9 protein-coding genes and 1 tRNA gene are annotated in these 15,856 nt (G+C 48.0%); 8 read left to right on the forward strand and 2 right to left on the reverse strand.

The genetic code is table 11. The features are described from left to right. Nucleotides 1-198: 198 nt before the first annotated feature. Together ACQY33_RS06640 and ACQY33_RS06645 are read right to left on the reverse strand one after the other, a co-directional pair. A complete protein-coding gene (locus ACQY33_RS06640; RefSeq protein ID WP_428075151.1) occupies nt 199-1,773 on the reverse strand; it encodes a type IV pilin protein in 1,575 nt (524 codons plus the stop codon). A 92-nt stretch (nt 1,774-1,865) separates the two neighbouring features. After that, the gene (locus ACQY33_RS06645) at nt 1,866-2,423 is read right to left on the reverse strand and encodes an NUDIX domain-containing protein (protein ID WP_428075153.1); all 558 of its coding nucleotides are present in this window, start codon (nt 2,421-2,423) and stop codon (nt 1,866-1,868) included. A gap of 97 nt (nt 2,424-2,520) precedes the next feature. On the opposite strand from ACQY33_RS06645, the gene dnaE reads away from it, so the two are divergent. From dnaE to ACQY33_RS06685, 8 genes are all read left to right on the forward strand, one after another. Beyond that, nucleotides 2,521-6,012 (forward strand): DNA polymerase III subunit alpha, encoded by a 3,492-nt coding sequence (gene dnaE / locus ACQY33_RS06650; RefSeq protein WP_428075155.1) that lies wholly within the window; start codon nt 2,521-2,523, stop codon nt 6,010-6,012. 756 nt (nt 6,013-6,768) lie between these two features. Further along, nucleotides 6,769-6,840 (forward strand) — tRNA-Val (locus tag ACQY33_RS06655). 153 nt (nt 6,841-6,993) lie between these two features. Beyond that, nucleotides 6,994-9,006, forward strand: coding sequence for an LTA synthase family protein (locus ACQY33_RS06660; protein WP_428075157.1), 2,013 nt, complete (start codon nt 6,994-6,996; stop codon nt 9,004-9,006). Nucleotides 9,007-9,216: 210 nt separating this feature from the next. Next, on the forward strand, nt 9,217-12,195 hold the full coding sequence (locus ACQY33_RS06665) for a hypothetical protein (RefSeq protein ID WP_428075159.1): 2,979 nt from the start codon (nt 9,217-9,219) through the stop codon (nt 12,193-12,195). Between the two features lie 141 nt (nt 12,196-12,336). Then, a complete protein-coding gene (locus tag ACQY33_RS06670; protein ID WP_428075161.1) occupies nt 12,337-13,371 on the forward strand; it encodes a threonine aldolase family protein in 1,035 nt (344 codons plus the stop codon). 82 nt (nt 13,372-13,453) lie between these two features. After that, complete coding sequence (locus ACQY33_RS06675; protein ID WP_428075163.1) at nt 13,454-14,164, forward strand: hypothetical protein; 711 nt, start codon at nt 13,454-13,456, stop codon at nt 14,162-14,164. An 83-nt stretch (nt 14,165-14,247) separates the two neighbouring features. Then, a complete protein-coding gene (locus ACQY33_RS06680) occupies nt 14,248-14,562 on the forward strand; it encodes a hypothetical protein (RefSeq protein ID WP_428075165.1) in 315 nt (104 codons plus the stop codon). 309 nt (nt 14,563-14,871) lie between these two features. Then, nucleotides 14,872-15,678: an ankyrin repeat domain-containing protein gene (locus ACQY33_RS06685; protein ID WP_428075167.1), complete on the forward strand. Its 807-nt coding sequence runs from the start codon at nt 14,872-14,874 to the stop codon at nt 15,676-15,678. Nucleotides 15,679-15,856: the final 178 nt, after the last annotated feature.

A 15,856-nucleotide genomic window follows, 5' to 3' on the forward strand; every position in this document is an offset into this window, starting at 1 on the left:
GGTATCGGCAGTGATAAACGCAGTGACTTAATTTGGTAAGTTCCATATTGAGATGGTACTAAATATGAAGATTTGGGGATACACACTCCATCCCTCGGGCTTACGCCCGGGGTTTATTGTGAGCAGTAGTTATAAAACCCCCCGCTAAAAAGCGGGGGGTTTATATAAACCGTTAACAGCAAACTATATAACTGCCCTTTACTCTACCACCTTACATGTATAGTTTTCTTTACAGTAAGTGGTGCAGCCTAAGTTCGGGTCACATCCTCCGCCGGTACCGGTAGACACATTCCAGCAAGATTTTCCCATCGTGCTGCGGTTGCAGGTAAAACTGCTGCACCGAGTGCCGCCTTGGGGAGAATGGAAATCACAATCCGTTTGACTGACCCATACTAACCCCAATTTTTTGCAAACACCATTGCTGGAAGCATGTGTATCCGGGCAGTTGCAGAAGCAACTGCTGTCAGACCAGGTGCCTCCGGAATTTTGGCACGCAGTCCGTTTAGAATCCGCATTATCACAGGCAGGAGGAGTAAACGGAGTACAAGGCTCTGCCGCTATACACGAACAAGAACAATCCATTGTACCGCCTGCACGGTTACAATCTTCTTCCGCATTAGTATCGCACTTCCTGTTAGGGCAAGAAGATAAATCTACACAACCTTTTTGACATTCGCAGTTTTCATCTAACGTACCGCCTTCCGCTTCACATCTTTCAACTACTGCTCTGCGGCAGACACATCTTCCGTTTACTAATTCTTTTCCATCGGGGCATTCTCTTTGGCAAACACAATTTTCATCCAACGTACCGCCCAGGGAATGGCATTCTTCTTCTACCGCTCTCGGACAGACGCATTCCCCATTCCACAATTCTTTACCGTCTGGGCAAGCTGCCGGGCATTCTTTATCCCAGTCTCCAGCTGTCCATACATTGTTTACACAACTATAGGCTTTCGTGCGTACCGTCTTCCCGTCTGAACACGTTTCCGTTATATCATCCGGCTTGGCGGGACATTCGGGGAATGCTCCCTGTACCCACTGGTAGTTGGTGGAAGCGTCGCATTTATACGAGGCTTTTACCGTTCCGCATTCGCACTGCTTTACGGCATCCGCGGGCTGAGTGCCTTCACATTCAGGGTCTGGGGTACACTCGGCAACCGTTTTAGAACACGTACCTAAACTGTCTACCCATTTCCCGCCTACGCATTTCTTTGTAGTCCGGGTACCACAGCCATTACATTCTTCATTGCCGGTTACCTGCCCGTCAACACATTCCGGTTCTTCAGGTTCCACAGGCGTAGGCTCCGTTCCGGGAGGAGTGGTCTCCCCTTCTGTCCCAGCACAATTGGACACGGGAAAGCTCAGCGTCGCGCAGTCCGGGTAGTTCTTGTTTAATTTCTTACACCCGTCCCCCGTGCAGCAATAGCTCCCGTCTTCATAGGACAAAATCTTAAGCGTATAATCCCCGCCGTTGCTGCGCGCGGATATCCCCTGAGACTGCAAACTGTACGTATAGTTCTTTGTATTGCTGGACGCGATTACGTCGGACAATGCGCCAAAGTCCATGGTGTAGTGTTGGTCCAACGTACACCGTCTTTCCTGTTCCGTACGAACCGCGGACATCATCTCTTCCGCTTCCGTCACTTTGCGGTTTTCTATCACGCGGTTGAATTTGGGCAATGTAACGGCGGACAATACCCCGATTACGATTACCACAATAAGCAACTCTGTAAGCGTAAAAGCACGCTTACGCCGTATGCAATTGGTTTTCACGAGACCTCCTTGCACTACTTCGCAACATTAAAATAAACAACAAAAAGCTTTATATAGTATAACTAATAAAAGTTAAAAAAACACGCCTTTTTTTATACAGTTTTCTCTTCCTGCGGACAATGCAGCCGGTACCACTGCAGGGTAATAATGGTTTTGGCGTCTGTAATTTTTCCGGTTTCTATCATCCGGTACGCGGTCGCCAAAGGGAAACGCTTTACATTTAAGAACTCATCCGCGTCCGGGCAGTCTTTCCCGCGGGTTAACCCGGTAGCCAAATACAAATGCTGCACCTCATTAGAAAATGCGTTGCATGGGTGGAAAACCATAATTTGTTTTAAGCGTTTGGCGCTCAGCCCGGTTTCCTGTTTCAGTTCCGCACGGGCGCAGGCAAGAAAAGTTTGTGTTTTTTCCCGTTTTCCGGCGGGAATTTCCCACGTGGGGGAACCTACCGGATAACGGTACTGTTGCACCAAATAGACATGGCCGTCTTCCACAGGCAGTATACCGCTGGCTCCTTGGTGATCTAAATACAACCGGGAAGAAGTATTGCCGTTAAGCAGGCGCACGCCATCTAACTTTACCGTTAATACCCCTTTATACAATGTTTTGCTGGAAATTTTTGTTTCTTTTAATTTACTATAATGTTTCATATAGTTCATATTATAATATTTTGGCCCCGGCGGGGCCTTTGGCCTATATACAGCGCTGCACCCACAACGGCCTTTTACAGCAAATAAAGGATACACTATGGCGGAATTTGTCCAACTGCACAACCACAGCGAATACTCCTTGTTGGATGGCATGCTTCGCATATCAGAAAACCACAAGCCTTCCGGTTTTCTGAAAGGGCTTGCGCAGCAGGGCATCAAAGCCATGGGGCTGACGGACCACGGCAATATGTACGGCGCGCTGGATTTTTATGAGTCCGCCACCGCCGCCGGCATAAAACCCATTGTGGGATGTGAGTTTTATATCACCGAAGGCAAACATACCGAGAAAGACAAATCCCGCACCGGCCACTTAACCTTGCTGGCCCGCAACCACGAAGGCTACCTGAATTTAATGAAGCTCAACTCCTTGGCATGGGTGGACGGGTTTTATTATCACCCCCGCATAGACAAAGAACTTTTAGCCGCGCATGCGGGAGGCCTTATCTGTCTTTCCGGCTGTTTAAAAGGGTTTTTATCCCAATACACGCGAGAAAAAACCTTTGAACAATGCTGCGCGTTGGCTAAAGAATATGAAAATATCTTTGGCAAAGGGAACTATTATATAGAGTTAATGGACCACGGCATTAAAGAGGAAGTGGAATCCATCCCCGTTTTAAAAGACATAGCCAAACACACCGGCATAGAACTGGTTGCCACGAACGACTGCCACTACGAAAAGAAAGAGGACTGGGAAGCGCATGACGTACACGTCTGCATAGCCACCGGCAAAACACTGGCGGACCAGGGCCGCATGAAAATGTCTCACGAGCTGTATTTCAAATCCCCCGATGAGATGTGCGCGCTCTTTTCCCACACACCACAGGCCTGCGCCAATACGTTAGCCATTGCGGAAAAGTGTGATTTGCAGTTTCCCAAACACGGGTTTATTTTACCCAATTTTGAAATACCTCCCCAGTACCCCAACTCCGCCGAATACTTTAAAGATTTATGCCGCAAAGGCCTTACCAAAAAAATGCGCGGCAACGTGCCGGAAGAATACTGGAAACAGCTGGAGTTTGAGTTTAACGTCATTATCACCATGGGGTTTGACTGCTACTTTTTGATCGTACAGGATTTTATCAACTGGGCGCGCGCGCATGATATACCCATCGGCCCGGGGCGCGGCTCGGGCGCCGGCTCTTTGGTGGCGTATAGTTTGGACATCACCCGCGTAGACCCCATACAAAACAAACTGCTTTTTGAACGCTTCTTAAACCCAGACCGCGTAAGCATGCCGGATTTGGATATTGACATGTCCGACGCGGGGCGCGGACGCGTAATTGACTACGTGCGCAATAAATACGGGCATGACCGGGTTTCCCAAATCATCACCTTTGGAACCATGAAAGCCAAACTGGCGTTAAAAGACGTGGCCCGCGCCATGGGCGTACCGGTGGCGGAAGCCAACCGCATTGCCAAAATGATTCCCAATGACCCAAAAATGACGTTGGAAAAAGCGTTGGAAATCAATGAACTAAAAAATGAAATTGACAAAAACCCCCAAAGCAAGCGCCTCTTTGAAATGGCCCAAAAGCTGGAGGGCTTAAAACGCCATACCGGCATACACGCCGCCGGGGTGCTGATTACTAAAGACGCCGTATCCGAATACGTGCCCTTGGCGCGCGGCGCGCGCGACGCGGTAACCACCCAGTTTGAAGGGGAGCCGTGCTCCAACCTGGGGCTGTTAAAAATGGACTTTTTGGGCCTGCGCACCTTAACCGTCATAGACAACGCGGAAAAACTAATCCGCCAGCGCCATGACCCCCATTTTAATATTAACGATATCCCGCTGGACGACAAAAAAACATATGACTTGCTTTCCTCCTGCAAAACGCTGGGAATATTCCAGCTGGAAAGCGGCGGCATGCGGGACTTGATTAAAAAGCTGCAGCCTTCTAAATTCAGCGACGTGTCCGCCCTGGTGGCTTTATACCGCCCGGGGCCTATGGAATCAGGCATGATGGATATGTTTGTGCGGCGTAAAAACGGACAGGAAAAAATTAAATACGAAACCCCGCTGCTGGCTTCTATTCTGCAAGATACCTACGGCTGTATGGTATACCAGGAACAAATTATGGAAATTTCCAAAAAGCTGGGTGGTTTTACCCCCGGCGAGGCCGACACCCTGCGCAAAGCCATGGGTAAAAAGAAACTGGAAGTGATGGAAAAATTCGGCGTGAAATTTGTGGAAGGATGCAAACAACATAATATTCCGGAAAAAACCGCCCAGCATATTTACGAGCAGATGAAAGCCTTTGCCGGGTACGGGTTTAACAAATCCCACTCGTACGCTTATGCATTGGTGTCTTATCAAACCGCTTATTTAAAAGCGAATTATCCCATAGAATTTATGTGCGCCGCATTAACCAACGAAATCGGCCACAACGCCATTGGCGCGGACGATAAAGAAAATAAAATAGTTACTTATTTGGAAGAAGCCCGCAGCATGGGTTTTGAAATTTTGCCGCCGGACGTCAACGCCTCCCAGCCGGAATTTTCCGTAGAGAAAAAAGACGGAAAAGAATACATCCGCTTTGCGCTGGAAGCCATTAAAAACGCCGGGGAAGAGGGCTGTATTTCCATTGTAAAAGAGCGCGAAAAAGACGGCCCTTATAAAACTTTAACCGATTTGTGCAACCGGGTGGATATTTTCCAAGCAAACAAAAAAACCATAGAAAGTTTAATCAAAGCCGGCGCCATGGACAGCCTGATGCCGGATAAAGGCCCCAAAGAAGCCCGCGCCGTTTTATTGGCTTCTATGGAAGACGCCGTGGACTTGGCCCACATGATGGCCAAAGAAAAACAAAACACCGCCGCCAGTTTGTTTGGGGATGACTTGTCCTCCGTCATGAGCGTAAAGAAAAAAGAAGAAAAGAAAAACGTCCGCCCGCTTACCCAAAGCGAACTGCTAAATTATGAAAAAGAGGTGCTGGGTTTATACTTCAGCGGACACCCCATGGCCAAATACCAACCGCATTTAAAACAATTAAAATGCACCCCCATTATTGACATTTTGGAAGGCAGAGCCAGCGGGCACTTAAATGTGGTGGGTATCATCACCCTGTTTAAAAAGCGCCAAAACAAACAAAAAAAAGAGTGGGCCCAGTTTGTGATAGAAGACTGCACCGGCTCTTTGCCCGTAAACGCTTTTGCAAAAGCGTATGAAAGCATGTCCCACAAGTTGGCCCCCAACGCCATCTTAAACTTTACCGGAGACATACGCGTAGATGATGAAAGCGCCCGCTGTGAGCTGAACCTGCAATCCGTTACCACCGTAACTGATTTGCTGGCTACCGCCGCGCAGGAGTTTACCATAGAACTCCCCGCCAAATACACCAAAGACCAACTGCAAAAATTAAACTCTTATTTGGATATGACCAAAGGCGTAACGCAGGTATTTTTAAATGTGCCCTCCAAGCAGGACCCGCATAAAATCCTGTGCGTGCGCACCCACAAACGCATATTCTTACACCGCGCTTTACTGGAATTTATAGAAAACACCCTGGGAACCAGCTGGTCGTTTAAATAATAAGAATCTGTCCTCTTCTCCCGTCCGGCCGTTAACGCGCCAGCGGTATTTTCGCTATCCATAAAACCCCCTGTCTAAAACAGGGGGTTTTTGATAAATGACCGATTTTCTTTAGCTACACCGCCAAACAAAACAAGCATTGGCAGAGCGTTCACCGCTCTGCCGCGTCTGTAACGGAACCGGAAGATTTCCGATATAGAGTCAGCATACGGTTTAACAAGTCACATACGGGGTGTATATTACGCACCAGCGCACTGTTTACATTTAAAACCTTTTCTCTACGGTTCCGGCACACCGCTAAAATGCATACTAAACGACTCGTACGCATAACCGAAAAGGTTTCCATCTCTCCAAAATTTATTGTTTCATAGCGGTTCTTTATGGGCATAAAATTTTCCACCCGGTCCGGATAAATCCATATAAGCGGTTTATGTAAAAACCGTAACGCCATAAACCAGCAGACAGCCAACGCCCCACCCACAAAAAAGGCCAGACAACCCCACTCCAACCATTTATGAAAAAATCCAGGGTGGGTAAACCCAAACAACCAAAGGCTAAAAAACAGAATGGAATACAACAGGAGTAAAACACATTTGTAAGTACTGGGATAAACAGCCAGGGGATATTGTTTCATTTTTATTCTTCCGGCATGGTTTTATATAATACTATCAAAAACTTAGCCACTATATAAAGAAAGGCCTTCCCCCCTTCATAAAACAAATATGCTATAATAGATAAGTACTTAAACCGATTTAAGCCCAGTTGGCGCAGCGGTAGCGCGTTCCCTTGACATGGGAAAGGTCATAGGTTCGATCCCTATACTGGGCAGATTTCAAACCACCTTTTCAGGTGGTTTTTTGTTTTCTTCCACGCGTTATTTTTCCATTATTTTTGTAGAATACATTTTAGGTATACTAATGTACCTACTAATGCAAATTTTTTGTTTGCTTTTAATACCCTGGTATGCGGAGCAGGAAAACCATGCCGACATCCAAACACAAAAAACCAACTTTTGACAGATACCAGGCGTTTATTTTTAACTTCACGCAAGACTGCCTGTTTTTTCTTTTTCTGCTTATTCTTCTTTCCATATATCGGGCCGCTTTTTTAATTAATTTTCACAGCTTGCTCCTCCCCGATACCTCCGCCAACGACATTGCCTTAACGATGTGGTACGGTTTACGCATCAGCCTAAAAACAGCCGGCGCGTTATTCCTGCCCTCTTTTGTATTGGGCACATTGTTGCAACAGCTTTATCCCCGCTGGCAAGCGCAGCGGATGCGTTTTATTTGGGCCTGTATTTGTATAACGGGGCTTTCTTTATTATTTCAAAGCCGTATTCCTTATTATCATGAATTTAATAATGCCTTCGGCCCATTTGTATTTAACACGTTGCATGATGATGTATGGGCAATTGTGCAAACCGCTATACAGCAATACCACGCCGTATGGCGCGCCTTAGGAGCTTTAGCGTGTGCGGCAGTGGCTATATTCTGCTTTAAATGGTGGCTGCGGCTAGCGATGCCCATTTCCCGCCCGTTGCTGGTTATTCAGCGCAAATGGGTGGCGGTGCTATGCATTTGCGTTCTGCTGGTACCCACTGCTGTTTTTGTGCGCAAAGGCGGAAGTTTTACCTATAACGGCTCCATTTACTGGAAAAACGCCGCGCGTATGCCCCAGCACCTGTTAAACGAAGCCATATTAGACGACATACAAGCCTTATACAAAGCCAGCCGCATCTATAAGCAATTTACCAATTCTTTTAACGGCCTTACTCCGCAAACCGTAAAAGAAGCCGCGGCCCGTTTAATGGGAGAAAAAGAATATAACCATGATTCGCTGCTCCCGCTTTTGCAGCACCAAGCGGGCGGCCCCAAAATGGATAAACCCCGCCATATTTTTGTTATCGTGGCAGAAACCTATATGCTCTGGCCCTTGCTGGACAAATACAACCATTTACCCATTGCCCAAGGGCTTAACTTGTTAAGAAAAAACTACGACAGTATTTTTATCCCACATTTTCTTCCCTCCTCCAATGGGACTATGTTTGGTTTAACATCCGTTTTATTGGGCATGCCGGAAATTAATTTATTAACCGCCAACCGCCTCTCCGCCCAGCAGCCGTATGAGACGGCGCTGTCCGTCCAACTGCGCAAGCAAGGGTACAAAACGCGCTTTTTTTACGGTGGGTTTCCATCTTGGGAAAACGTAGGCATTTTTATGAATAACCAACAAATAGATGAATCTTTCTACTATGCCGATTTTGGCGGCAGCGGCGGCGTGTGGGGCGTGGAAGACAAGGCTTTCCTACAAGGAGTATCCCAACATATTACGGAAGAACCTTCCTTTAATTTAATTCTTACCAGCTCCAACCACAGCCCGCTGGTGGTGGATATGAAACAAGAGCCGCAAATTCCCGATGAAAAACAAATGGGGCAGTTCATCCCACCTGAAACGGCGGATAAAGCTCTTCTTATCCAAAGGCTGCAGCATTTTCAATATGCCGACCAATACATCGCCCAGTTTGTACAAGATATGTCCCAAAAATACCCGGACAGTCTGTTCATTATCACCGGAGACCATGCCGACCGCTGGACCATGCAGTCCAACCCGTCGCTATATGAGCGTTTGTCCGTTCCCCTGCTAATTGTAGGGAAAGGGCTTAAGCAAAGCATGCTTCCCGCTGACGCCGCAGGCAGCCACATGGATATACCCGCCACGGTGCTGGAATTGGTCCTTCCTAAAGGAACGGAATATTATTCCTTAGGACAAAGTTTACTGCTGGGCCAAAATTTGGCGTTGCATGCCTATTATTGGGAAAATGATGCCGCTATAGGGGAATTGTCTTCTGACACCTTGGAACTGTTGCCGGAGTCTTCTCAACCTCCCTCCGCCCAAGAATTAAAACAAATTCATCAAACGGCTAAAGATATCCAAACCGTTGCGGCTTGGCGCATTTTGCACGGGTTGGAATTATCCCCACAAACTCATTAAAACCCTCCAAATTTTGCCTTTATAAATACCGGGAAAAGAACTTTTGGCTTTTTCCCGGTATTTTTTACATACGGCTTAATAAGATAAAATATAAATTTAATATAATAAATAAACATTATTAAAATATTTTTGTTTTATATATAAAAAATACCTATAGCATATTTGCGGAATAAAACCTATAATAAAGAATCATATATAGGAGATTATATAATGAAAAAACATTATTTATTAATCAGCCTTTTCTCCTGTCTGGCGCTGCCCGCCTGGGCATTGCCGGATGACGACAGCAATCAAACGCTTACTTACGCCGGGGAAACCGTCAGCGGTTCTACCGAAATTGTTGCCGGGCACGGCCAGCAAAACGCCAACGGCAATACAGTCATCATTACCGGCAGCACGATACAAGACAACAACAGCCCGCTGCATAACGCGCAAGTGGTTGGCGGTTGGGCGGTATACAACAGCGCAAACGACAACACGATAACTATTTCTAATTCTACGGTAAACCGCAATATTGTGGCGGGACAATCCACCTTTGGGCTTCAGGCCAATAACAATGAAGTTTCCATTACCGGCTCCCAAGTAAACAAAGACGCTCCGCTGGAGGCTGTTACCACGCTGACAGGTTACCAGGCGGAACACCGTTATGATGAGCAGGACGGCGATGTTTATGTGCTTTCCAGCATGGCGACGGACCGGGTGCAAGCCGCCGGCGATTTGGCGCCGGAAGCATCCCTCTACACAATTTACGGAGGAACTATATCCAACGGGGAAGCCTCCGGAAACAAAATCATTATAACAGACTCTCAGAACGGCATAGGGAACAACTTGGTTTCGGCTTATTCCTTATATTTAGCGGGCAGCCATTTAGAGGGCAATTCAATACAAGTATCCAATTCCGCAGTCAGCGGGCTGATTGTAGGCGCTACCAGTTATGCCGCTAACTGGGAGACCAGCATTACGGACCCGCTCACCAATAACAACAACTCCGTTTCTGTTTCTTCTTCCCAAGTAAATGACGTTATCGGCGCGTTTGGCGGTTTAACCACCAACGGAAACAGTATTTTATTGACAGGTTCCACCGCAGACAATTTATATGGTGTTTCCTTTGGGCAAAATATTTTCTATGCCGGCGGACAGCCGCAAACCATAGAAAACACGGCAGACAACAACAGCGTTCGCCTCTACAACGCCTCCACCGTTACGGGTAATATTTACGGGGCGCAAAGCCACAGTGTGCAAGCGCGCGGAAATTTAGTGGAAATTGCCGACGGTTCCTCCGCCCAAGGCAATGTATACGGAACGCATATCTCTAACGCCCGTGTACAGGTAAACGATACCACCGTTTCTTGGAACACGGTGCAAACCGCCGCCGAAAACAACACCCTTACCATAACCGGGGCAACTGCCGGTAACAGCACGGCGGAAATCGCAGGCGCCAAAAACTTAAGCGGCTGGGCCAACAGCAACCGCGTCACGCTGACGGCCGCCACCGCCACGGCCGCCACCTTGGCCGGGGGCTGGGCCGCGCATGAGCGGCAAACGCTTACGGCGCAAGGACAGCAGGACCTCGCCATCGGCTATCAAGCCGACACCAACACCCTTTCCGCCACAGAAAGCCAAATCAACGCCAATGTATACGGCGGCTTAGTGTCCCAGCAAGACGACATCAATCCCAACGGCGTAACAGACACCACTCTTTCCACCGCTTGGGCCAACTTGGTGCATTTGGATTCTTCCACCCTGACCGGCAACGCATACGGCGGAGCCGCGCTGGGGGATTATACCTCCGCCAATTACAACCGCTTATGGCTGACGGATTCCCAAGTGAACGGCAGTGTATACGGCGGCTTGGCGGAAGGAACAAACTCCACCGCCGGCTGGAACCAAGTCATCATCAACAACTCTTCTGTTACTGGGGACGTGTACGCCGCGTCCGCCGCGCAAGGCGGCAATAACACCGTTACCCTGGCGGGGAAAAGCGATATATCCGGCACCGTTTATGGGGGCGAAGGCGGAAACAACCAGCTGACGCTGCTTAACTTTCAAAGCGCGCAAGAACTAAACGTAAGCGGGTTTGACCGGCCGTATATTATTTCCGGGGCGGATACATCAGTTACATTTGCGCAAGACGTAGCGCAAGCCGATGTATACGTGCAAGGCACTAATGACGTAAACGGACACATTATGATACGCACTCCGGATGAAAATTCTTCTTTCTTGCTGCACTCGGTAGACTCCGGCGTTTATACCTATGCGTTAACCCCGGAACAGCAAGCGGACGGCTGGACCGCTTGGCTGCTTTCCGGCGGGTTTTCTTCCCAGCGGGCGGAAACCTACGTACAAACCGCCATGGCCGCATTGGCGTTAGCCAACGCCGGGGACGGGCTGCTTAGCGAAGCCTTAAACAACGCCGTACAAAGCGGGCAAGAAACCGGCACCTTCCTGCAAAGCAGTTACGAAAACGCCACCCATGAAACCGGCAGCGGCATCCGCCTGCACGCCACCACCGTTTTAGCCGGCTTGTATACCCAAACGGCTGATTGGCTGGGCGGGCTGTATGCCCGTTACGCGTATGGGGATTATAACACCTATCCCGTTCATTCCGACAGTTACGCCTCCTCCTGGGCAGGCGGATTATTTGGCGCTTGGAACGGAACGGAAAACTTACGTCTGCTGGCGGACGCGCGCGTAGGCTGGCAAACCACCAGCTATGGAGGCTCTTACCAAACGGGCGCCAGCTTTGATTATGAAAGCGTGTTCACCTCCCTGCAAACCGCCGCCCAGTATGCGTTTATCCCCTCTTTATGGGCGGACGCCCGCCTGCGTTGGACACATATTCAAGGCAAGGATTTAACGGACAACCTGGGGGAAGAAATCTATCTTTCCGGCAGCGACAGCTTGTTGGGCGCCCTGGGGGTAAACTTCCAGCCGGAATTTCTGGCTTTTGGTTATTTTGCCCCGCAAATCAAGGCGGAACTGTTGCATGAATTTAACGGGCAAGGCCTGGCGGAAGTGGAAAACCACCGTTTAGACGGCGTTTCCTTAAGAGGCACCACCGGACGCGCCACTTTAGCGATCAACTACAATAATGAAGCCAAAGGCCTTTTGGCAAACCTTTCCGGTTTTGTAGAAGGGGGGCAAATGGAAGGTTGGGGTGTGAAAGCGCAGGGAGCGTTGCGTTTTTAAATAAAGCCCAGCTCTAAACGGCCCGCGTTCAGCGGGCCGTTTTGTTTTAATGGCTTGCCCGCGCAGGCATATCATAAAGAGCTATAATATATATAGTAGGAAAGAAGCCTGTAACTTAAAAGTTTTACCCATAGGAAAAGTATGATTCGATTTAATTGCGATTATAATGAGGGCACTCACCCGGCTATTTTAGAGCGTTTATCTAAAACCAATATGGAACAAATCCCCGGCTATGGGGAAGACCATTACTGCCGCCAAGCGGCAGACCTTATCCGCGCAAAATGCCAAGCCCCGCAGGCCGCCGTTCACTTTTTAGTAGGCGGGACGCAAACGAACTTAACCGTTATCGCTTCTGCTTTGAAACCCTATCAGTCTGTTATCTCGGCCGATTGCGGGCACATCAATGTGCATGAAACCGGCGCCATAGAGGCCACCGGACACCGGATTATTTCCGTACCGTCAACAGACGGTAAAATTTCCGCCGCGCAAGTGCAGCAAATCTGTGAAGCCCACTACGCCGATGACAATCCGGAATTCGCCTCCCAGCCTAAAATGGTCTATATCTCTTTCCCTACCGAATACGGCACCTTGTACACCAAACAGGAACTGCAGGAGCTGCATGAAGTGTGCCAAAAAAACAATCTGTTTTTATTTGTGGACGGAGCCCGCCTGGGGTACGCCTTAACCGCTAAAAAGAATACGGTCTCTTTGCCGGAACTGGCAGCCTTGTGTGACGTGTTTTATATCGGCGGGACCAAAGTGGGAGCTTTGTTTGGGGAAGCGGTAGTGATACTGCACCCGGCCCTGCAGGCGGATTTCCGTTATTATATTAAACAGCGCGGGGCTATGCTGGCCAAAGGCTGGCTGCTGGGGCTTCAGTTCTTAACCTTGTTTGAGGATGACTTATATTTAAACATCGCCCGCCGCGCCAATGAGTTTGCCGCGCGTATTAAAAAAGCGTTTCAAAAGGCCGGGTTTCCGTTGCTGTATAATTCTCCCACCAACCAGCAGTTTCCCATATTGCCTAACGAGCTGGTAAAAAAATTGGAAGAAAAATACGTAATCGCCCATTTTGGCCACCCGGACGCGGAACATACGGTCATACGCGTTTGCACCAGCTGGGCCACGACGGAAGACAACGTGGCCGCGCTGGAAAAAGACATCGCTTCTTTATAAAAACACAAAGGCCCAGCGTAAAGCTGGGTCTTTTGTCCCTTGTTTATCCGCTATCTAAACAGCTACCCTGTAAGTATATGAAATGTGTCTTTTTTTATTATTCACCTGCGGCGCGGCGCTTATTCCCGCGCACGCTGCGTTTTCCCCCGCCCAACCGGCGGCTTTTGCAGTAGAACAGGCGGTGCAAAATACCCCTAAATTATTTACCCTGCACACCAACAGCTTGCAGACTCTTCCGCAAGAACAATTCAGCGCCGTAGCCAGCGCGCTGGCATTGGTTAAAATGGCAAAACCCTATGCCCAAGCGCCCGATTTTACAGATATACCTCAAGCCGCTTTCCCGGATGTCATCACCGTACAAATTATTTTTGATACGCGGGCCAATATTTCCGCCCAGCTGGCCAAAGGCAAACAAGCCCAGCTGGCTTTAAAAAAAGCAAACGGTTTAACCGTTACCCAACAAACTCCGGATAAAAAATATATTCACACGGTATTTATTCCTACGGACGATTTTACCACAAACCACCCCGCGCATTACATTACCGCCCGGCTGGCTGTTGTGTTGGCGCATGAAATATACGGCCACGTATACCACTACCTGCAAGAGCCTAAACTGGCCTTTGCCCCGGAAGCCCAAAAAGAAAGATTGGCGTATGAACAAAGCACGGCGTTCGCGCGCGGAATTATTTCCTCACAAATATTCAAAAGTTTTCCTCCGCAGCTGCAGAACCAGTTCCGCTCCGCTTTGGCCAAAGAAGAAACGCTCCTTCGCTCCTACACGGACGGAAGATAAATTGTCCGCCTGAGCATGAAAAAGATAAAATATATGTATGAGGCGGCCGGTAACTCATAAAAGGCCGCCCACAGAAGGAATATATGAGCATTTTTGAAGCGTTAATGATGTTGGGTTTTGGTTTGGCGTGGCCGTTTAATATTTCACGTTCGCTGCGCACCAAAACCGCAGCGGGCAAAAGTTTCCTGTTTATGATTACTATTGAATTTGCCTATATTTGCGGAATGATTCATAAAATTTTGCATAATTTTGACTGGGTTTTTTGGCTGTATGTATTAAACTTTGTGATGGTGGGAATAGACTTTTGCCTCATGCTGCGTTATACTAAATTGGACGCTTTCCGCAACCTGCGCCAGCAAGCCCGCAAGCGCCGCAGCCAAAAAAAGGCGATGCCATAGCTTTGTAAAAATTTTATTTTTCAGACGGTAAAACGCCTGTTGTAAAAATAATTTAAAAAAATTTGCAACAAATTAGCGAAAATTAAGTACAATAATATACATGAACAGAAACACCGCTCTAAACATTAATCGCACTCACGCCCTAATTACCGGGGGCGTGCGTTATTTTGCGTATTCTATGTTTATGTTTAAACACGCAAAAGGATTAAGGAGCGGAACATTTTAAAATAATTTTTTGTACATATACATTAAACCGGCTCCTAAGAAAAAAAGGAGCCGGTTTTTTAATTGGAAAAGAGGAAAAAGAAGATGATAAAAAAATGGATGATATGCAGTACCGCTGTTTTAACTTGCGCATTAGCCGCCCAAGCCTATGGCGTGCAGGAATTCATGCGTCAATATAAAGACACCATTTCTATTGTAGAAACCAATTATACCCATAAACTGCCCACATCGGGTTATGAACGGGAACAACTCTTTAAAAAAGAATTTTTAATGAGAGCGGCGGAATTTGGCCCCAAGGAATTATTAGACAAAGTGCTTTCTTTGGCAACATCTCCGTTGCAAATAGCCCAAGAGGACAAATTAGGCCGCACCGCGCTTTTCTATGCGGCTGACAGCCAATTTGTAGACAGCCTGCTCAACCGCTTCCTCTCTTTAGAAACGGCCCGCGGGTTAAAAGTAGGCTACGCCGCCATGAATGAAGGCCCGGTAGCTCCTGGAACCAAAGCCCAGCGGTTCTTAAACAAAAAAGATGACGAGGGCGCCACGGCACTCATGATTTTACTGCGTGACGGAAAAATCTCCGCCGCCAACCGCTTGCTGGAACGCGGGGCCGACCCTTGCGTGAAAGATAAAGACGGGGTAACCCCGTTGCACATGGCTGTATTAGCCACCAAAAATAATAATCCGGACGGCTTAAAAATATTACAAAAAGTATTAAAGGCTTGCCCGCAAAATATCACGGCAAAAACAAAAGACGGCCAAGCCGCTCTTGCTTGGGCCGATAAGTCCATATTCAGCCAAGCGTATGATATACTTAACAACGCCGCTAAAGGAAAAGCTGCCCCAAAGCAAGAAACACTCTCATGGGAAGGGAAATTAAGGGCGTTATAAAAAAACAATACAAAACCCCGTTTTGCTCAACCAAAACGGGGTTTTATAACTACTGCTCACAATAAACCCCGGGCGTAAGCCCGAGGGATGGAGTGTGTATCCCCAAATCTTCATATTTAGTACCATCTCAATATGGAACTTACCAAATTAAGTCACTGCGTTTATCACTGCCGATACC

It is taken from the genome of Candidatus Avelusimicrobium aviculae (assembly GCF_949292495.1).
GTDB classification, from domain to species: Bacteria; Elusimicrobiota; Elusimicrobia; order Elusimicrobiales; family Elusimicrobiaceae; genus Avelusimicrobium; species Avelusimicrobium aviculae.